The 19,361-nt window shown below is 61.7% G+C and carries 17 protein-coding genes, 2 tRNA genes and 1 pseudogene; 12 read left to right on the forward strand and 8 right to left on the reverse strand.

Annotated features, from left to right (window positions below; translation table 11 throughout):
• Positions 1-14 precede the first annotated feature (14 nt).
• Positions 15-1,052, forward strand: a complete 1,038-nt coding sequence (locus HDE72_RS16240) for a M48 family metallopeptidase (protein ID WP_260176738.1) — start codon at positions 15-17, stop codon at positions 1,050-1,052.
• Here the strand turns inward: HDE72_RS16240 and HDE72_RS27785 are convergent.
• Positions 1,049-1,183: a hypothetical protein gene (locus HDE72_RS27785; RefSeq protein WP_260176739.1), complete on the reverse strand. Its 135-nt coding sequence runs from the start codon at positions 1,181-1,183 to the stop codon at positions 1,049-1,051. The two genes, HDE72_RS16240 and HDE72_RS27785, sit on opposite strands and share 4 nt — an antisense overlap.
• Before the next feature lie 127 nt (positions 1,184-1,310).
• Between HDE72_RS27785 and HDE72_RS16245 the strand changes: the two genes are divergently transcribed.
• The gene (locus HDE72_RS16245) at positions 1,311-2,204 is read left to right on the forward strand and encodes a DNA-3-methyladenine glycosylase 2 (protein WP_183742763.1); all 894 of its coding nucleotides are present in this window, start codon (positions 1,311-1,313) and stop codon (positions 2,202-2,204) included.
• On the opposite strand, the gene HDE72_RS16250 is transcribed toward HDE72_RS16245, so the two are convergent.
• Both HDE72_RS16250 and HDE72_RS16255 read right to left on the reverse strand, forming a co-directional pair.
• Positions 2,196-2,411: a DUF2783 domain-containing protein gene (locus HDE72_RS16250; protein ID WP_183742765.1), complete on the reverse strand. Its 216-nt coding sequence runs from the start codon at positions 2,409-2,411 to the stop codon at positions 2,196-2,198. The two genes, HDE72_RS16245 and HDE72_RS16250, sit on opposite strands and share 9 nt — an antisense overlap.
• Positions 2,408-3,628 carry an MFS transporter gene (locus tag HDE72_RS16255; protein WP_183742767.1) on the reverse strand — a complete coding sequence of 407 codons (1,221 nt, stop codon included), beginning with the start codon at positions 3,626-3,628 and terminating at the stop codon, positions 2,408-2,410. Before HDE72_RS16255 ends, HDE72_RS16250 begins: the two co-directional genes overlap by 4 nt.
• 138 nt (positions 3,629-3,766) lie before the next feature.
• On the opposite strand from HDE72_RS16255, the gene HDE72_RS16260 reads away from it, so the two are divergent.
• On the forward strand, positions 3,767-4,681 hold the full coding sequence (locus HDE72_RS16260; protein WP_183742769.1) for a LysR family transcriptional regulator: 915 nt from the start codon (positions 3,767-3,769) through the stop codon (positions 4,679-4,681).
• On the opposite strand, the gene mug is transcribed toward HDE72_RS16260, so the two are convergent.
• Entirely contained in the window at positions 4,651-5,217 is a 567-nt protein-coding gene (gene mug / locus HDE72_RS16265; protein WP_260176740.1) for a G/U mismatch-specific DNA glycosylase, read from the reverse strand. The genes HDE72_RS16260 and mug overlap by 31 nt on opposite strands.
• Before the next feature lie 231 nt (positions 5,218-5,448).
• Here mug and HDE72_RS28080 point away from each other — a divergent pair.
• A pseudogene (locus tag HDE72_RS28080) lies at positions 5,449-5,802 on the forward strand (type IV toxin-antitoxin system AbiEi family antitoxin); the annotation flags it as partial.
• 41 nt (positions 5,803-5,843) lie between these two features.
• Positions 5,844-6,233 (forward strand): nucleotidyl transferase AbiEii/AbiGii toxin family protein, encoded by a 390-nt coding sequence (locus HDE72_RS16270; RefSeq protein ID WP_183742771.1) that lies wholly within the window; start codon positions 5,844-5,846, stop codon positions 6,231-6,233.
• On the opposite strand, the gene HDE72_RS16275 is transcribed toward HDE72_RS16270, so the two are convergent.
• Positions 6,230-7,408 (reverse strand): MFS transporter, encoded by a 1,179-nt coding sequence (locus tag HDE72_RS16275; RefSeq protein WP_183742773.1) that lies wholly within the window; start codon positions 7,406-7,408, stop codon positions 6,230-6,232. The genes HDE72_RS16270 and HDE72_RS16275 overlap by 4 nt on opposite strands.
• A 98-nt stretch (positions 7,409-7,506) precedes the next feature.
• Between HDE72_RS16275 and HDE72_RS16280 the strand changes: the two genes are divergently transcribed.
• Entirely contained in the window at positions 7,507-8,298 is a 792-nt protein-coding gene (locus HDE72_RS16280) for a helix-turn-helix transcriptional regulator (protein WP_183742775.1), read from the forward strand.
• Positions 8,299-8,354: 56 nt separating this feature from the next.
• Here HDE72_RS16280 and HDE72_RS16285 read toward each other — a convergent pair.
• Positions 8,355-8,431, reverse strand: a tRNA-Met gene (locus HDE72_RS16285).
• A gap of 160 nt (positions 8,432-8,591) precedes the next feature.
• Positions 8,592-8,668, reverse strand: a tRNA-Met gene (locus HDE72_RS16290).
• Positions 8,669-8,886: 218 nt separating this feature from the next.
• Here HDE72_RS16290 and HDE72_RS16295 point away from each other — a divergent pair.
• The 3 genes from HDE72_RS16295 to HDE72_RS16305 are packed head-to-tail and all read left to right on the forward strand — an operon-like array spanning position 8,887 to position 10,958.
• Positions 8,887-9,462 carry an NUDIX hydrolase gene (locus HDE72_RS16295; protein ID WP_183742777.1) on the forward strand — a complete coding sequence of 192 codons (576 nt, stop codon included), beginning with the start codon at positions 8,887-8,889 and terminating at the stop codon, positions 9,460-9,462.
• A gap of 10 nt (positions 9,463-9,472) precedes the next feature.
• Positions 9,473-10,189, forward strand: a complete 717-nt coding sequence (gene aat / locus HDE72_RS16300; RefSeq protein ID WP_183742779.1) for a leucyl/phenylalanyl-tRNA--protein transferase — start codon at positions 9,473-9,475, stop codon at positions 10,187-10,189.
• Between the two features lie 46 nt (positions 10,190-10,235).
• Entirely contained in the window at positions 10,236-10,958 is a 723-nt protein-coding gene (locus tag HDE72_RS16305; RefSeq protein WP_183742781.1) for an arginyltransferase, read from the forward strand.
• A 34-nt stretch (positions 10,959-10,992) separates the two neighbouring features.
• Here the strand turns inward: HDE72_RS16305 and HDE72_RS16310 are convergent, their stop codons facing one another.
• Positions 10,993-14,316, reverse strand: a complete 3,324-nt coding sequence (locus tag HDE72_RS16310) for a S41 family peptidase (protein WP_183742783.1) — start codon at positions 14,314-14,316, stop codon at positions 10,993-10,995.
• 183 nt (positions 14,317-14,499) lie between these two features.
• Between HDE72_RS16310 and HDE72_RS16315 the strand changes: the two genes are divergently transcribed.
• From HDE72_RS16315 to HDE72_RS16325, 3 genes are all read left to right on the forward strand, one after another.
• A complete protein-coding gene (locus tag HDE72_RS16315; RefSeq protein WP_183742785.1) occupies positions 14,500-15,549 on the forward strand; it encodes a quinone-dependent dihydroorotate dehydrogenase in 1,050 nt (349 codons plus the stop codon).
• Positions 15,550-15,558: 9 nt separating this feature from the next.
• A complete protein-coding gene (locus HDE72_RS16320) occupies positions 15,559-16,605 on the forward strand; it encodes an aldo/keto reductase (RefSeq protein ID WP_183742787.1) in 1,047 nt (348 codons plus the stop codon).
• A 305-nt stretch (positions 16,606-16,910) separates the two neighbouring features.
• Positions 16,911-19,316: a TonB-dependent receptor plug domain-containing protein gene (locus HDE72_RS16325; protein ID WP_183742789.1), complete on the forward strand. Its 2,406-nt coding sequence runs from the start codon at positions 16,911-16,913 to the stop codon at positions 19,314-19,316.
• Positions 19,317-19,361 lie beyond the last annotated feature (45 nt).

The raw sequence follows: 19,361 nt of genomic DNA on the forward strand, positions 1-19,361 counted from the left end.
AATTAGCCCTTCCGTTGACCGCAGCCGTTTTTCTCGCCGGCTGCAGCACGCCTGCACCGCAGGTCGGCGGTCCGTTCAATGTAGTGCCGGCGCCAGAGGCAGCGGCCTACACGGCGGAGCAAAAGGCGGCGCAACAAGAGCTGGTCAGGATGGTGGCCTTGCAAGACCGCTTGTCGAAAGTCTCGGCGCCCCTGCTGATCAATAATGCAGACCTGTGCAAGAGCTACGCGCGTAACCTCTTGGGCTTCACGGCCCAGAATAAATATTCCTACCCCGGCGTCTACGCCGACGCGGCGCAAGCTGCGCTCGGCTATGGCGAACAGATGCAAGTGTCTGGCGTGTTGCCGGGCAGTGGCGCGGCCCGCGCCGGCCTGCGCAAGGGCGACGCCCTGATCGCGGCCGAAGGCAAGCCGCTGCCCACCGGCCCGAAAGCGGAAGGCCCGTTCGGCGCCATCGTGGGGCCGCTGGCCTCGAAAAGCGCCAGCCTGAACATGACCATCGCCAGCCAGGGCGAACAGCAGCAACTGGCCATCCCCGTCACGCGCGCCTGCGCCTTCCGCGTCGCCCTGGGCAATGCCGACAACGTCAATGCCTATTCGGACGGCGCGCGCATCCTGCTCACGCGCGGCATGATGGCCGCGGCACAGAATGATGAAAACATCGGCTTCGTGATCGCCCGTGAAATGGCCCACAATATCCTCGACCATGCGCGCACGCAGCGCTCGGCCGGCACCGCTGGCAGCATCATCGACAGCCTGGGCGCCGTACAACCTGACACCTCGATGCTGACAGGCGCCGCCGGCATCAAGGCCATGCCGCCCGACCTCGATGCGCAGGCCGACACCCTGGCGATCTATTTGCTGGCGCGCGCCGGCTACAACATCGACAACGCCGCCGGTTTCTGGCAGCGCCTGTCCACCCAAACGCCAGCCAGCGTCGCCAACGGCTACACCGCCCTGCACCCCGCCACCAGCGCGCGCCTGGCCGCCATCAACAAGGCCGTGGCTGACGTGAAGGCCAAGCAGGCGGCGAAGAAACCGCTCAAACCTTAAATCTTGGGAAAGTCGGGGAAATAGGTGCCCATGATCCAGGTCAGGGCGCCGCAAAATACCACGGCCAGAAACAGGACGATCAGCAGCTTGCCGAATTTGGGTATGCCGTGCGTGTTTTGCTCGTGGGACATGGGAACCTCCGCAGCTGGTGGAATGGCCAGTATAACGATAATATCTTGCAGCGCCAGCCAACAGAGCGCAAGAAACGAGATGCGCCTGCCGCGCTGGCCCTGCTACCTTTGCTGATTTTTCTCCACCATGACCCTGCTGCACTGGACTATCAACCTGCCCGCGGGCTACCGCCGCGATGATGTACTCGCCTTCCACGGCCGCGATACGCTGGCCCTGTCGGAACAGATCACACCCACGACACTGCGCAAGGGTATCGTGCAGGATGGCGCAGCGGTGCTGCTCGATGTGGTGTTTGACGATACGCAGGCAAGCTGCCGCGCCGAGATCGATGGTGACGAGGCGCCTGGCATGCGCGAGCAGCTGCATGGCGCCTTGCTCAATATCCTGGGCCTGCGCATCGATCCCGCACCGTTTGCGCAGCTGGTGGCCAGGGATGCGCTGATCGCGCCCCTGCTGCAAGCGAATCCAGGCTTGCGCATCGTCCAATCGGCCAGCCCTTTCGAGGCGCTGACCTGGGCCATCATCGGCCAGCAAATCAATTTATCTTTCGCCATCGCCTTGCGCCGTACCTTCATCGAGCAGGCTGGCCGCCGCCACAGCAGTGGCTTGTGGTGCTATCCCGAGGCCGCCGATGTGGCGCAGCTGAATGTCGAAGACCTGACCAGCCGCAAATTCTCGCGCGCCAAGGCCGACACCGTGCTGCGCCTGGCCCAGCTGGTCGATGGCGGCCAGCTATCGCTGGCACTGCCGGCATCGGGCGAGGTGGAAGCCATCTCGCAGGCGCTGCTGGCCGTAAAAGGCATCGGCCCGTGGACCGTCAATTACGCCCTCTTGCGCGGTTATGCTTATGCCGACTGTTCGCTGCATGGCGACGTGGCCATCCGCGCCGCCCTGCAAAAGCTGCTGGGCGAAGAGAGCAAGCCCGACATGGCCCGCACCGAACAATGGCTGCGCCAGTACCGCCCCCACCGCACCATGCTGGCGGCCCACCTGTGGGCCAGCCTGCATATATCAGCCTGAGAACGTTCTTTCAACGTTGACACGCGCCAGCGCGAACGCCTGCCGCAAGACGGCCAGGTCGCCGATATGGTTGGACAGCAGCAGCACCAGCTCGGCGTTCAGCATCTTGCCCTGGCGCTCATCGAGGCCATGGTGCGAGTCGTCCAGCATGGCGTAATAATCTTCGAAATTATCGAGGTTCTGCTTGAGGTTCAATTGCGTATTCATGTGCGCTCCTCATTGTTAATGATCACAGGCGCATTCGTGCAGTGTATCAAACCAGCCAACAAGCCCAATACTACGCCAAAGACAGCCACGCCGGTCCAGCCGTAACGCGCCATCAGCCAGCCGCTGACGGCCACGCCCACGGCGCCGCCAATAAAGGTGGCGGTCATGTAGAGGCTATTGATGCGGCCCTGCGCTGCCGGGTCGACCGCAAACGCGCGGGTCTGGTTCGATACCAGGCCCGATTGCACGCCAATATCGAGCACGATCACGCCAATAATCAGCAGGATCAGCGAAGATTCGGCGCCGGCCAGCAGCAGATAGGACAGCGTCACGATGCCGATACTGGCGCCGATGACCTTGCTCGATCCGCGCTTGTCGGCTGCCCTGCCACCCAGCGTCGCGGCCAGGGCGCCAGCCGCACCGATGATGCCGAAGCCACCGGCCCAGGCGCTGCCCAGATGCCATGCGCTATTGGCCAGCAAGGCGGCCAGGTTGACCCAAAAGGCATTGAAACAGGCCCACAGCAAGGACTGCACCATCATCGATTCACGCAGCGGCTTGTGGTCGCGGGCCAGTGGCCACAACGACGCCAGCAGGCGGCCATAGGACAGCGTGGTGGTCGGTTTGCCCTTGGGCAGCAAGGCGGCCGCCGCGATCCAGACGGGAATCATGAAGGCCGCTTCCATGCCATACACGGCGCGCCAGCCATAGGCCTCACCCACCACGCCGGCCACCGTGCGGCCCAATAAAATGCCGACCATGATGCCGCTGACCACCGTTCCCACGGATCGCCCACGCTCACTGGGCGGCGACATCAGGGCGGCAAACGGCACCAGCTGCTGCGGCACGCAACTGACGATGCCGAGGCCAAACGAGGCGGCGATCAGCGCCCAGATGCCGGGCGCCATGCAAGCCGCCAGCGCAAACACGCACGCCAGCGCAATTTGCCCCAGCACCAGCTTGCGCCTGTCGTAGCGGTCGCCCAGCGGCAAGAGCAAGGCCAGGCCGGTGGCAAAACCCAGCAAGGCTGCGCCAGCGACCAGGTCGACAGCCGCCAGGTCGACTCCCAGGCCGGACTGTATCAAGGGCAGGATGGGCTGGGTGCAATAAATATTCGTGATCACGGCGCCAGCAATGACGGCCATCATCAGGATCTTGCCGCGCGGCGCAGACGGCGCATTCTGTGATGCAAGGGGGGTAACGGGAACGGCGCGCATGGCGCTCTCCTTTCAGGGTGACTGGTTTCACACTGCAGCAGCATGCCGCGGCGAAGAAAGACCAGCTTACGCACTTGCACCCACAAAGAGAATCCCATAATATCAGGAATCATTCTTCCAAAAATTGAGAGGAAACACATGGACAGGCTGGAAGCCATGAACATTTTTCTGGCGGTAGTTGACGCGGGCAGCTTGTCGGCAGCCGCCCGCCAGCTCGACATGCCGCTGGCCACCGTCAGCCGCAAGGTGGCGGCGCTGGAAGCACATTTGAAAACGCGGCTGCTGCACCGGACCACGCGCAAGCTGGTGCTGACGGAAGCGGGCACTTCCTATGTCGCCGCCTGCCGGCGCATCCTCGAAGACATCAGCGAAGTGGAACGTACGGCAAGCGGTGAATATGCCACGCCCAAGGGCGAACTGACGGTGACGGCCTCCGTGGTGTTCGGACGGCTGCACATCGTGCCCGTGGTAGCGGAGTTTCTTGCGCAGTATCCGGAAATCGAGGTTAATCTTGTGCTGACGGACAGGGTCATGCATTTGATGGATGAACCCATCGACGTAGCCGTGCGCATCGGCGAGCTACCCGATAGCAGCTTCATGGCGGCGCGCGTAGGCGCCGTGCGCCGCGTGATCTGCGCCAGCCCGGCCTATCTGGCCAGGCATGGAACACCCGCCACGCCAGCCGACCTGGCCAAGCACGACTGCATCAGCTTCGAGGTGCTGGAATCGCGGCGCGCCTGGGTTTTCGGTACGGCCAGGTCGCCGCTATCGGTGCCCGTGCATTCACGGCTGTCCGTCAACACGGTCGATGCGGCGATTGCTGCCGCCACCCTGGGTGTAGGCCTGATACGCGTGCTGTCCTATCAGGTGATGGATGGTCTGCGAGACGGCACGCTGCAAGTCGTATTGGAAGACTTCGAATCCGAACCCTTGCCCGTCAGCCTGATGCACAAGGGACAAGCGCCACTGCCCTTGAAATTGCGCGCCTTTCTCGATTTCGCCACGCCACGCCTGCGCGCGCGTCAGCTCAGTGCGCGCCTCAGTTCAGCATAAGCGTCCACCAATTGCTCCTTGCTATAACCGCGATTGAGGCCGCTTGGATTCGGTAATATCCACACGCGCGCGCCGCCAAAACGCTCGGCCTGCTCGCCCCATTCCAGCTGGCGCTTGCCCGTCATCGCGGCATAGGCGGCCTTGCCCAGAAAGGCGATCCATTGCGGCTGGTATTGCGCCAGTTTTTGCAGCAAGCTGGCTGCCGATTGCGTAAATTCATCTTTCGCCACCTGATCGGCCCGCGTGGTCGGGCGCCCCACCGCCGCCGTCAAGCCCAGGCCAAAATCAAGTACGGTATGGTCGTCTTGCGGCGCCAATTGCTGCGGCGTAAAGCCTGCCAGATGCAGCACCGGCCAGAAGCGGTTGCCACGGCCCAGGAAATGGTGGCCGGCGATCGCCGCATCGACGCCCGGATTCAAGCCGCAAAAGACGACTTGCAAGCCGGGGCCAAGAATATCGGGCAAACCTGGCGTATCGGTGATGTGCGGCATAAGCTCGTTGACGATGCAAAAGAGCTGCAGTATGTGGCTAGTCATGCCAGTAATCAAGCTATCGTGCCGGCTACAGAACCTGTGGGCCGGCCGGAAATTCGCCAAAGCGAGCATAGTTATTACATTACGCTTGAGATCGCTGAAACATTGAAATCCGAATAAATATACTTTAACCCTACTAAAATATAGGGAAAAAGTATACTTGATTGATTTCTCAATGCCGGGAGAGTACATTAAGTAATCGATTACCCTATGAAGAGGGTTAAAGGATGCTTGATGAAGAAAATAGAATTGATCCGAAAGCTTGCCGAGCTTGATCGACGCGGCATCCATATCCTCCCCAGGCGAGACATTGAGAAGCTCTTTCCCGAGGAAGAAAGCAAGGCAATGGAAAAGTCCCTGCAGCGCATGGTGGCCGATGGCCTGTTGCAGCGCGTGGCCAAGGGGCTCTACCTGAACCCAGCGGCTGCGAGCAGGAATCGCTGGGTCGCCGAAGAGATCGCGCGGGCGCTGCGCCCGGCTTGTCTTTCCTACGTCAGCCTGGAGTCTATCCTGTCCGAGTATGGCGCGATCTCGCAGATTCCCATCAACCGGATGACAGTGATGACAACGGGTAAAAGCGGCGTGGTCGAGACGCCTTACTGGTCAACGCGGAGTCGCTCGATGAGATCATGGCCGACAAGGTGCTGGCCTTCCCTACATCGCTACTCGATAAGCAAGGCCAGCCTGCAGGCCCCGGCTCGGCCAGGATACGCCACCGCGACATTTGGGACCTGGCATGGATGGCCGGGCGCGGCGCCAGGCTGGTGCCGGAACTCGTGGTCGCCAAGATCAAGGACTATGGCGTAATCGACTACCCCGGCTTGCTGGCGTCCGCGATCATCCAAATCCCGGAGATCGTCCATAGCACCGAGTTCAAGTCACAGATGGTCCGCTTCATCGACTCCGCTACGGTCGCCAAAACGCTGGCTATCGAAGGCTACACCGACTTCCTGGCGAGGACAGTAGCAGCTTTGTTCGCAGACATGCAGACTGCCCTCCATTCCATGCCTGAAAATTAATCAAGCCGCCGTGTCAGCTGCAGCAAGGCCGCCAAAGCCGCTACTGCCGCCGCGCCCACGGCCAGGGTCCAGGCGGGCCAGTCCAGCAGCAGCAACAGACCACCGGCAGCAGCGGCGATGGCGCTGCCCAGGTACAGCGCCGATTCATTGAGGGCGACGGCCAGGTTGCCATCACCCTGCGCAGCGCGCGCCTGCAGCAATTGCTGGTTTTGCGGCACCTGCAAAGCCCAGCCCACTGCGCCCCACAGCACAATAGGCAGCACGGCCCACCACGCGCCCCAGTACGCGGCCAGCGGCAAGGCCAGCAGCGCCAGCGACAGCAAGACCAGGATAGCCAGCGTCAGCATCGGCCCACGAACCTTGTCCGCCAGCGGCCCCACCAGGAAACTGCCCAGCACGCCGCCTATGCCCCAGGCCCACAGGAAAGGCGCGACCGGACGGCCCGCCAGCAAGGGCGCAAGAAAGGTGTACATGCCCAGGCTGGCAATCGCCGCCAGCAAGGACACCAGCAAAATCACCAGCACCTTTTGATCACGCAGCAAGGCCAGCTTGCGGCGCAGCGACACCTCTTGCGCCGCCGGCAAGGCAGGCAAGCGGCTGGCCAGGCCGATCAGGGTCGCCAGGCCCAGGGCTGCGACCAGCCACAGGGCAGCGGACCAGCCCAGCCGTTCGGCCAGCAGCAAGCTCAAAGGCACGCCCAATACCGTGCCGCTGGCCATGCCGCCCATGATGACGGCAATACTCTTGCCCTGCTGCCCAGCCCCGCACACGGCGGCGGCCGCAGCGATACCCGTGGCCAGATACACCCCGGCGCCGATACCGGCCACCGCGCGCCAGACCAGCAGCGAGCTGAAATCGCCGGCCAGGGCGCTGGCGCCATTGGCGACGGTAAACAGCGCCAGCGCAGCCAGCAGGCCCAAACGCTGGCGCCGCGCCGGCAGCACGGCCACCAGCACCGGCGAGCCGAGTCCATACGCCAGGGTAAACGCCGTGACCAGCTGCGCCGCGCCCGCCACCGACACCTGGAATGCGGGGGCGATCAGCGGCAGCAAGCCAGCCGTCACATACGAAGCCATGCCCAGCGCAAACGCGCCCAGGGCGATCAGGTACACGGCGGCGGGCAAGCGGGAAGCTGCTGCGGCTGGCTGGGCGTAGCCAGGAGAAGAGTGGGACATGGCAGCTTTCGGTAAGAGAAGCCCGCATTTTGGAATACAATCCAAGCTATTACAATTTAACACTTTATGCTATTACTAATAGCAACAGGATAAGACTGATGCGCACCCTGGAACGCACGCGCCATGAACTGGCCGCCTATCTGCAATCGCGGCGCGCGCGCCTGTCGCCCGAAGAAGTCGGCCTGCCCAGCAGCGGGCGGCGCCGCACGCCGGGCTTGCGGCGCGAAGAAGTCGCGGCCCTGGCCGGGGTCGGCCTCACCTGGTACACCTGGCTGGAACAAGGACGCGATATCGGCGTCTCCAGCGCCTTTCTCGATAATCTATCCCGCGTGCTCAGGCTCGATGCAGGCGAACGCCGCCACCTGTTCCTGCTGGCCCATGCACGCCCGCCCGCCGAAACGGGCAAGACCTTTTGCGTGGTGCCGCCGCTGGTGCGCCGGCTGATGCACGACCTGGCGCCGCACGCGGCCTATGTGCTGAACCTGCGCTGGGATGTTCTGGTTTTTAATGACGCCGCCGACGCCCTGTTCGGCTTTGGCCAGCATGCGCCGCAGCGGCGTAACCTGCTCTGGCTCCTCTTCACCGATACGCAGCTGCGCGAGCGCTACGCGGACTGGGAAGAACAAGCGCCACGCATGCTGTCGAGTTTTCGCCGCGACTACGCCCGCGCCACCCAGGAAGCGGACATCCACGCGCTGGTGCAAGAACTGGAAAAAGTCTCGCCCGAATTCAAGCGCTGGTGGCGCCAGCACGAAGTGCACGCCCCCTGCAGCGGCCTGCGCCAGCTGTCGCTCGATGGCGCCGCCGTAACGTACGAACATACTTCGCTGACGATCGACGCCGACCGCCACTTGCGGCTGGTAGTGTATGCGCGGCAGTTACAGGAATAAACGGCGCATAACGAAAAAACCGCTGACCCTCTTGCGAGAAATCAGCGGCTTCGAAATGGTTGCGGGGACAGGATTTGAACCTGTGACCTTCGGGTTATGAGCCCGACGAGCTGCCAGACTGCTCCACCCCGCAGACGAATTATATACCAGTTTCTTACATCATGTAATGGCTAAGTGTGCGTGGGGACATTATTGTGACTCTGCCGTAAAAGAAGGCAGCAATAAGCCTGGAAGAACTGCCTGGAAATAGAAAAAGCCGCTGATCTTTTTCAAGTATCAGCGGCTTTCGAATTTGGTTGCGGGGACAGGATTTGAACCTGTGACCTTCGGGTTATGAGCCCGACGAGCTGCCAGACTGCTCCACCCCGCGTCTGTATGCCGCTATTATAGGTGGGAACTAGTGAGTTAGGCAATGACTATCTCAAAATCAGCTGTAATAGACCAATCCAATAGATCAATCTAATCAATGATCTGGAGCAGACCCTGCCGACAATTGCCTCTGCGCATCACGCCACGGCGCGCGCAATCGGTGTACAGTAAGCGTTACACTAGCGCCTTTCCGATGCCATCCTTACGACTAGCCTGCCCATGAAATTCTGTTCCGAATGCGCCTACCCCGTCAGCCTTGCCATTCCGGAAGGCGATAACCGGCTGCGCTATGTATGCGCTAATTGCGGCGCCATCCATTACCAGAACCCGAAAATGGTGGTCGGCTCGATTCCCGTGTGGGAGCACGATGGGCAATTGCAGGTGCTGCTGTGCAAGCGGGCCATCGAGCCGCGCTATGGCTACTGGACCCTGCCGGCCGGCTTCATGGAAAACGACGAGACCACCTCCGACGCGGCGCAGCGCGAAACGGTAGAAGAAGCGGGCGCCAATATCGAATTGGGTCCACTGTTTTCACTGCTGAACGTGCAGCGCGTGCACCAGGTACATCTGTTTTACCTGGCGCGCCTGCGCGACCTCGATTTCGCACCCGGTATCGAAAGCCTGGACGTACAGATGTTCACCGAAGCGCAGATACCGTGGGACGAGCTGGCCTTCCCCACCATCCGCGCCACCCTGGAACTGTTCTTTGCCGACCGCGCCAAAATACGCGAGGGCGGCAGCTACGGCTTTCACACGGGCGACATCAACCGGCCCATGGCGCACCACGCAGAGTGAAGCGGGCGCGATGATACCCTGGCTCGATACCCATACGCCGTTTCCCGATGTGTCGCGCGCACTGACCGGTGAAGCGCCCGGCTTGCTGGCGGCCGGCGCCGACCTGTCGCCCGCGCGCCTGCTCGACGCTTACCGGCACGGCATCTTCCCCTGGTTTTCCGAAGGCCAGCCCATACTGTGGTGGAGCACCGATCCGCGCATGGTGCTGATGACGGACAATTTTAAAGTCTCCGACAGCCTGCGCAAGACCCTGCGCAAGGTCGAGCGCAGCGCCGCCACCGACGGACGCTGGCAACTGCGTTTCGATGGCGACTTCGACGCCGTGATGCGCGCCTGCGCAGCGCCGCGCAAGGATGGTCCGGGTACCTGGATTTCAGACGATATCATCGCCGGCTACACGGGCTTGCACCGGCAGGGTTACGCGCATTCGTCGGAACTGTGGCTGGACGGCGAACTGGTGGGCGGCGCCTATGGCGTATCGATAGGCCGCATGTTTTATGGCGAATCGATGTTCGCCAGGGTTACGGATGGCTCGAAGATCGCACTGGCCCATCTGGTGGAATTTTTAAAGGCGCGCGGCGTGGCCATGATCGACTGCCAGCAAGAGACGCGGCATCTGGCCTCGCTGGGCGCAGCGCCGATTTCACGCGCACGCTTCCTGGCGCACGTGCGCACCGCCATTGAAGAAGCGCAAATCACCGACTGGCACGCAGCAAGGCCAGCGTAGCTATGCTATCGTTGTACCAAACATCGATGCTTCATATGGGGTCGACATGACGCACCTGAACGAACTACCGTTTGCCACGCTGCAGTTCTACACGACGGCGCCCTACCCCTGCAGCTACCTGGACGACCGCCAGGCGCGCTCGCAGGTGGCCACGCCCTCGCACCTGATCAACAGCGATGTGTACTCGGAACTGGTGCGCAACGGCTTTCGCCGCAGCGGCATTTTCACCTATCGCCCCTATTGCGACGGCTGCCAGGCTTGCATCCCCGTGCGCGTGGTCAATGCCGACTTCGCGCCCAACCGCAACCAGCGCCGCGCCTGGCAGCGGCACGCCAGCCTGCAGGCAGGCGTGACCACGCTGTCCTTCCTCGACGAGCACTACGAACTGTATCTGCGTTACCAGAGCACGCGCCACGCGGGCGGCGGCATGGACCAGGACAGCCGCGACCAGTATGCGCAATTCCTGCTGCAAAGCCGGGTCAATACACGCCTGGTGGAGTTTCGCGAACCCGACGGCACCTTGCGCATGGTCAGCATCATCGACGTGCTGGCCGATGGCCTGTCGTCCGTCTACACCTTCTTCGACCCGGACGTGGCCGGCGCCTCGTACGGCACCTACAACGTGCTGTGGCAAATCGCCCAGGCGCAGGAACTGGGTCTGCCCTACATCTACCTGGGCTACTGGATAGAGCAAAGCCCGAAGATGGCCTATAAAATCAACTTCAAGCCGCTGGAAGCCCGTATCAAGGGCGAGTGGGTGGTGCTGTAAAAAGGGGCTTGCACCCCCTTTTTACTTATCCCCTTTATTTGCTCTTGTCCGGATAGACCGGACGCACCGGCCTCACCGGCGGATTTTTCGCCAGTTCGGCCTGTATCACCTCAATCGCCTTTTCCAGCTGCGGATCGCGGCCGGCGATCACGTCGGCCGGCGTTTGCTCGACTTCGATATCGGGCGGCACGCCTTCGTTTTCCACGCCCCAGCCGCCATCGCGGGTCCAGAAGGCCAGGTTGGGCGCGGTGATCGAACCGCCATCCATCAGCACGGGGAAACCCAGGATGCCAACCAGGCCGCCCCAGGTCGCCTTGCCGATCAGCGGACCCATTTTATTTTGACGGAACATCCATGGCAGCAAATCGCCGCCCGAGCCAGCCGTCTCGTCGATCAGCATGGCGCGCGGGCCCTGGATCGAGGCCGACGGCGTCTTCATGTCGGCGCCATAACGCATGGCCCACCAGGCGATTTCCTTCTTCTGCAGGATCTCGATATAGTAATCGGCCACGCTGCCGCCGCCATTGAAGCGCTCATCGATGATGATGGCCTGCTTGTCGGCCTGCGGGAAGAAATAGCGCTTGAAGTAGGTGTGGCCCAGGCCTGCCGTATTGGGCACATACACATAGGCCACCTTGCCGCCAGTGGCGGCATTGACCTTGCGCATATTGCCCTCGATCCAGTCGCGGTTGCGCAAGGCATCCTCGGCCGGCACGGGCACCACGGTGATGGTGCGCGCGCCCTTGCCGTCGGCGTTGGGGCCGACAGTAATATCGATCGCCTTGCCGGCCGTGTTTTCAAAGGCGCTGTACAGATTGGTCGGCGGCGTCAAGGGACGGCTATCGACGGCCAGCAGGTATTCGCCGGCCTTGACGTTCAGGCCCGGCTCGGTCAGCGGCGCGCGCAAGCTTGGATTCCAATTCAAGCCGCCATACACTTTCTTGAAGCGGTAGTGGCCTTCGCTCACTTCATAGTCGGCGCCCAGCAAGCCACCCGGCACTTTTTTGCTGTCGATGAAATCGTCGCCGCCACCACCACGGTGATGGCCGACCGCCAGTTCGCTGCACATCCACTGTATCAAACGGTTCAGGTCGGCCCGGCTGGACAGCTCGGGCAAGAAGGCGGCGTACTTGTCGCGCATGGCTTTCCAGTCCACGCCGTGCATGCCCGGATCATAGAAATAATCGCGGTTGATGCGCCACACCTCGTTGAAAATCTGCGTCCATTCGGCGCGCGGATCGACCTTGACTTCGATCGCGTCGACCTTGATCTTGCCTTCGCCTGGCGCCAGCAGCTTGCCGGTGGCGGATCCCATGGCCCAGTTTTCCTTCTGGCGGTACAGCAGCTTCTTGCCATCGGCCGACACTTCAAAGTCGTCCGCCTCGGCCACCACGGTTTCCGCCTTGCGCTCCTTCAGGTCGAAGCGTTGGACAGCCTTCTTGCCATCGTTTTCGCGCATGAAGAAAATCTGCCCGGCGGCGCCTGCTTCCAGGCTGGAGAACTGCGCGGCCGGCATCGGCAAGTCGACGATGCGCGTGGCGATGCCGTCGAAATCGATGCTGATAGCCGCTACCGGGGCCACCGTGACTTTCGGATCGTCGCGGCCCGTCTTGGGGTCGATCTTCGGCTCGTTCTTCGCTTCCGTGTCCGCTTTCGCCGCGTCCTTCTTAGTCTCGGCGCTGGCGGCTTTTTCTTCGTCGCTTTCCTTGATCAAGGGCGACGGCAAGTCGCGCCGCAGCACGGCCATCCACACCGTGCGCGTGACGAGGTTATCGGCGTTTTGCAGCGAGAACCAGTTATTGCTGGGGCCTGCATTGGTCGAGGCAAAAAAGTACAGGTATTTGCCGCTCTTGTCGAACACGGGTTCAGCCACATCGGACAAGCCATCGGTCACCGGCATCGATTTATTCTGCTCGACCGAATAGATGTAGGCGCTGCGCGTGTAGGTAGGCGAATTGAGCGTGTAGGCCAGCCAGCGCGAATCGGGCGCCCACGAGGCGCGCATGCTCTTGTCGATGCCATACATCGGCTCCGTGGCGATCTTCTGCACCTTGGCCGTAGCGATATCGATCACATACATGCTCCAGCCATTGTCGGCAAACGCGATCTTTTTACTGTCGGGCGACCAGACGGCGTTGTCATAGAAGCCGCTGCCATTGAGCTTGAACTTGCGCACGGCGCCCTTGCCATCCTGGGCTCGCACATGCAGCTCGTATTCGCCCGACTCGTCCGAGAAATACGCCACCGAACGGCCATCGGGCGACCAGATCGGCGTGCGCTCGTTTGCTGCCACCGTCTGCGTCAGGTTGCGCACATCGCCCTTGTCGGCAGGGATGGTGACGATCTCGCCGCGGAATTCAAATGCGACCCTGGCGCCCGATGGCGAGATCGACGCGTCGCGGATATATTTGGCGCCCTTTACCCAGCGCGGACGCGTTTGCCCCAGGTCGCTGGCCACGCCTATCGTCAGCTTGTGCGTCTGGCCGCTGGCGATATCGAAGGAATGCAGATAACCGGCCTGCTCGTAGATGATCTTGCCGTTAGCGGCCGAGGCGTTCAGCACAGGGAAATCCGCGTGCTGGGTCAACTGGCGCACAGCCTTGCTTTTCACGTCATAGGCAAACAGATTGAATTCGCCATTGCGGTCGGAACGGAAGTACACGGTGTCGCCCAGCCACATCGGGTCGACATCATTCGAGCGCGTGGCCGGCTGAGGGATTTTTTCGATCGACTTGTCGGCGGACGAGAATAGCCACAGCCAGGAATTGGTGCCTCCGCGATAACGCTTCCACTGCTTGAAGGCGGGCGCCAGCGGGTTGTAGGCGATGTGTTTGCCATCGGGCGAATAGGTGGCGCGCGAGGCGTTGGGAATGTCCAGCTGCGTTTCCACGCCGCCGGTGACGGGCACCGTGAACAGCTTCTGGAAGCGGTTATTGAAAGCGGCCCGGGGCGAGGTAAACATCACCGACTTGCCATCGGGCGTGAAGGACTGCACCACGTCGGCGCCCGGGTGATAAGTGAGGCGGCGCGGCACGCCACCGGCGGCGGCAATCACGTACACATCAATATTGCCATCGATGTTGGCGCTATAGGCGATCAGGCTGCCGTCCGGCGAAAACACGGGATTCGATTTTTCGCCCAGGTCCGAGGTCAGGCGCTGCGCGCCACCGCCATCGAGATTGGACAGCCACAGGTCGCCCGCATAAATGAAGGCGATATGGCTGCTGGAAACAGCCGGCTCGCTGAGCATGCGGGTGTCGCTGGTATTAGGTAAGGACAGGGGCAAGGCCAAAGCCGGGTGGCTGAGCAGCAAGGTGCTGGCAGCGGCGATGGCGGTCAGGATGTGCTTCTTTTTCAAGCTATGTCTCGCTTTCTAGTTGGGGAAACCACGGAAACGACAAACGCTGTATTTCCCTCAAATTGCATGAAGGAAACGACAACTATACAGGGAAGTGCCTGTTTAACACGGTAAAATACCGGCAATTACACCGCGCGCCGCCAGTTCTGCCAGGCGGCCTGCGCACCACCTAAAAGCGCCCCCATGTCTGAAAAATTCCTCTATTCCCTCGCCCGCCCGCTGCTGTTTTCCATGGATGCCGAAGCGGCCCACCATTTCACCCTGCCCGCTTTGAAACGTGCAGCTTCGCTGGGCCTGACCAAACTGGCCAGCAAGCCGGCGCTTGATCCGCGCACGGTGATGGGCATTAGCTTCCCGAATCCCGTGGGTCTGGCCGCGGGCCTGGACAAGGATGGCGCTTACATCGATGCGCTGGCCGACCTGGGTTTCGGCTCGATCGAAGTGGGCACCGTCACGCCGCGCGGACAAGCGGGCAATCCGAAGCCGCGCATGTTCCGCCTGCCTGAGGCGCAGGGCATCATCAACCGCATGGGTTTTAACAATGGCGGCGTGGACGCCTTTGTCGCCAACGTGCAGGCCTCGAAGTTTTACCAGAACCGCGCCGGCGTGCTGGGTCTGAATATCGGCAAGAACGCCGATACGCCGATTGAAAAAGCCGCCGACGACTATCTGCTGTGCCTGGAAAAAGTCTACCCTTACGCCAGCTATGTGACGGTGAATATCTCGTCGCCGAACACGAAAAACCTGCGCCAGTTGCAGGGCGCGTCCGAACTCGACGCCTTGCTCGCGCAACTGAAACAGGCGCAGGCGCGCCTGGCCGACAAGCACAAGCGCTACGTGCCGCTGGCCCTGAAAATCGCCCCGGACATGGATGGCGAGCAGGTAAAAAGCATCGCCGACTCGCTCACGCGCCACGGCATCGATGGCGTGATCGCCACCAATACCACCTTGTCGCGCAGCGCCGTGGAAGGTTTGCAGCATGGCGCGGAAGCGGGTGGCCTGTCAGGCGCGCCGGTGTTTGAATTGTCGAATACCGTGATCCGCCTGCTGAAGGCGGAACTGGGCAATGCGCTACCGATCATCGGCGTGGGCGGCATCATGCAGGGTAGCGATGCGGCAGCCAAGTTCGAGGCGGGCGCGCAACTGGTGCAGTTGTACAGCGGCCTGATTTACGCCGGCCCGGCGCTGGTGGGCGATTGCGCCCGTGCCCTGCGCGGCAAGCAGGCAAAATAAGGAACGCATATGCAAAAAATCAAACTTGGCTCCAGCAAGCTGGAAGTGAGCAAAATTTGCCTGGGCACGATGACCTTTGGCGAACAGAATAGCGAAGCCGAAGCGCATAGCCAGCTCGATTACGCACTGGAGCGCGGCATCAATTTCATCGATACGGCGGAAATGTATCCGGTGATGGCCAGCTCGGCCACGCAAGGCAGCACCGAGCGCTATATCGGCAGCTGGCTCAAGCAAAGCGGCAAGCGCAATCAGGTGGTCTTGGCCAGCAAGATCGCCGGGCCGAACTCGCGCATGCACTGGATACGCGACGGCAAGAGCAACCACGACGCGCTCAATATCCGCAGCGCCGTCGAAGATAGCCTGCGCCGTCTGCAAACAGATCATATCGACCTGTACCAGTTGCACTGGCCCAGCCGCAACCTGCCCATCTTCGGCAACAATCGCTACGATCCGCAGCAGGAACGCGAGGCCGTCGCCATCGAAGACACGCTGGCAGTGCTGGGCAAGCTGATCGACGAAGGCAAGATCGGCCATATCGGCGTGTCGAACGAGTCGTCGTGGGGCGTCTCGGAATACATCAAGCAGGCCGAGATGCAAGGCTTGCCGCGCATCGCCTCGATCCAGAACCTGTACAACCTGACGGCGCGCCATGTTGAAACCAGCTTGCTCGATGAAACCTGCCACCGCGAAAACGTGGGCTTGCTGGCCTACAGCCCGCTGGCGTTCGGCCAGTTGACGGCGAAATATATCGACGACCCGCAAGCGCGGGGCCGCCTGACGATATTCCCGCCCGGCTGGAGCCCCCGCTACATCCGCCCGGCAACCATCGAAGCGGCGCGGCATTACGCCGTACTGGCGCGCGCCCACGGCTTGACGCCCACGCAACTGGCGCTGGCCTGGTGCTACTCGCGCTGGTTCGTCGCATCGACCATCATCGGCGCCACCAGCCTGGAGCAGCTGCAGCACAATATCGACGCCTACGCTATCCGCCTGTCGCCGGAACTGGTGGCGGCTGTCGATGCTATCCACGCCAACATCAGCAATCCGGGCCAATAGGAAAGCCTCAATCAAGTCTGGCGGCGCTCGCCGCCGGACTACCAAGTCTCACCAGCACAGTCGTATTTATACAACAGCAAGCAATTTACTGCATCGCAGCATTGCAGCTTTGCCATGCGCAGTCGTATGCTTGAAGCAAGGCCATATGCGGTACACGCGCACTTCGCCCACGCATTATCCGTTTATCGCATAACGATAGGTGGAACCATTCGTAAGTATGAGACACCCCCAACTGATAACCTAATGTCATCAACGGACCGCCATGGTTCGCGTAACTTGATTCACTAACCGAAGAGATACAGTCGATGAGTCCACGTCCTGCCAGCACCCGCCCTACCGTCAATCGCACTCCCGTCAAAACCGTTATCGCCGCCAGCCTGATCGCCTGCTTCGCCCTGCCTGCGCACGCGCAGCAGGAAGTGCCGGCCGAAGGCGAACTGCAGTCCGTGGTTGTCACTGGTACCTTCGCGAAAAACCGCCGCACCATCGATTCGGAATCGCCGATCGACATCCTGACCTCGCGCGACCTGCAAAGCACGGGTTCGGGTGAACTGGCCACCGTGCTGGCACGTTTGCTGCCATCGCTGAACTTTGCCCGCGCCACCGGCGCCGACGCCAGCGACGCCGTGCGTCCGGCCCAGTTGCGCGGCCTGTCACCCGACCAGACCCTGGTGCTGGTCAACGGCAAGCGCCGCTATACCTCGGCCGTCGTCAACGTCAACGGTTCGCTAGGCCGCGGCTCGGCGCCGGTCGACCTGAACGCCATTCCACTGGCCGCGATTGACCATATTGAAGTGCTGCGCGATGGCGCTGCGGCCCAATACGGTTCCGACGCGATCGCCGGCGTGATCAACATCATCCTGAAAAAAGGCGCAGCGGGCGGCGACGTGGAAGTGGGCTATGGCGAGACGCAAAAACATGACGGCCAGCAAAAATCCATCAAGGGTTCGGCCGGCTTCAAGCTGGGCGACGACGGCTGGCTGCGTATCTCGGCTGAAGTAGCCGACCGCGATCCGACCAACCGCGCCGGCCCGGACTTGCGCAATCCGCTGGAGCCGCGCTACGGCCAGGTCAACCAGCGCTATGGCGACCCGGAGAGCAAACCGGCCACCGTCTTCTTCAACAGCGAATACCATATCAACGATAACGTCGACTGGTACGCCTTCGGTAACTATGGCAAGCGCGACACCTCGGCCGCCGCCACCTGGCGCACGGCCTACACCAGCGGCACCACACTACGCACGCCATTGTTCCCGGAAGGCTTTTTGCCACTGCAAAACAGCACCTTGACCGACCAGTCCATCGTCACCGGCTTGCGCGGCGAGGCAGCTGGTTGGCGCTGGGATGCCAGCTTGAACTACGGCAGCAACAAATTCGAACTGAACCTGGACAACACCGTCAACCAATCGCTGGGTGCGGCCAGCCCTACGCATTTCTACGTCGGTTCGCTGAAAAATGAACAGGCGCTATTCAACCTCGATGTCGCCCGCGAATTCCCTGTCGCCGCCTTCAGCGGTCCGTTGACGGTGGCCCTCGGTGCAGAAGCCCGCCATGAAAAATACAGCATCGGCGCCGGTGATCCCGACTCCTACACGAATGGCGGTTCACAAGGTTTCTCCGGTTTCCGTCCAGCCAACGCAGGCAGCCATTCGCGTCATAACGAATCGCTGTATCTGAACCTGGAAGCGGAAGTGACGAAAAAACTGTCGGGCGGCGTGGCCTTGCGCCATGAGAAATACAGCGATTTCGGCAGCACCACCTCGGCCAAGGGTTCGGCACGCTATGCCTTTACCGATGCCTTCTCGCTGCGCGGCACGGTATCGAGCGGCTTCCGTGCACCATCGCTGGCGCAGCAGTACTACACCATCACCACCACCAACTTCCAGGTCGTCAACGGCGTCAACACGCCGATTGAAACGGGTACCTTTGCCGTCAACACGCCGCAGGCGCGCGCTCTCGGCGCACAAGACCTGAAGCCGGAGAAAGCGCGCAACTACAGCCTGGGTGCGCAGTTCCAGCCTAACCGCAACTTCACGACGACAGTCGACGCCTACCGCATCGACATCGACAACCGCATCCTGTTCTCGGCCAACCTGACGCTCAACGCCGCCCTGCAGCAGCAACTGGCGGCGCAAGGCACGCCGGTGGGTGCGGCGCGCTACTTTACCAACGCGGCCAACACGCGTACGGAAGGCGTCGACATCGTCAGCACCTACCGCATCGACCTGCAAGATAAAGACCGCCTGGATTTCACCTTTGGCTATAACCACAACAAGAGCACGGTGGAGGGTATCGCCCCGAATCCAGCGCTCCTGACGGCCAATAACCTGCTGCTGATCGATCGCCAGACCATCAACCGCATCACGGTCGCTTCGCCGAAAGACAAGTTCAGCCTGGCCACCGATTACAGCTTCGGCATCTGGAATGCACATGGCGTGGTGACCCGCTACGGCAGCTTCACGGTACCGCAAAACAACGCGGCGCTGGACCAGACGTATGACCCGCAATGGGTGCTGGACCTGTCGGGCTCCGTGAAACTGGGCAAGAACTGGCGCCTGGTGGCCGGTATCGACAACGTCACCAACCGCTACCCTGCGCAAGTGACCAGCGCGGGCAACCTGAACGTCGCCGGCACCCAGCCTTACAGCATCTTCGCGCCGAACGGCTTCAACGGCCGCTACTACTACGCCAAGGCAGGCTATAGCTGGTAAGCTTGGAACGCCTGTCAGAACCTACTGCGCGTCGCGATTTGCGGC

The sequence above is a fragment of the Janthinobacterium saanense genome (assembly GCF_014200675.1).
Taxonomy (GTDB): Bacteria; Pseudomonadota; Gammaproteobacteria; order Burkholderiales; family Burkholderiaceae_D; genus Janthinobacterium.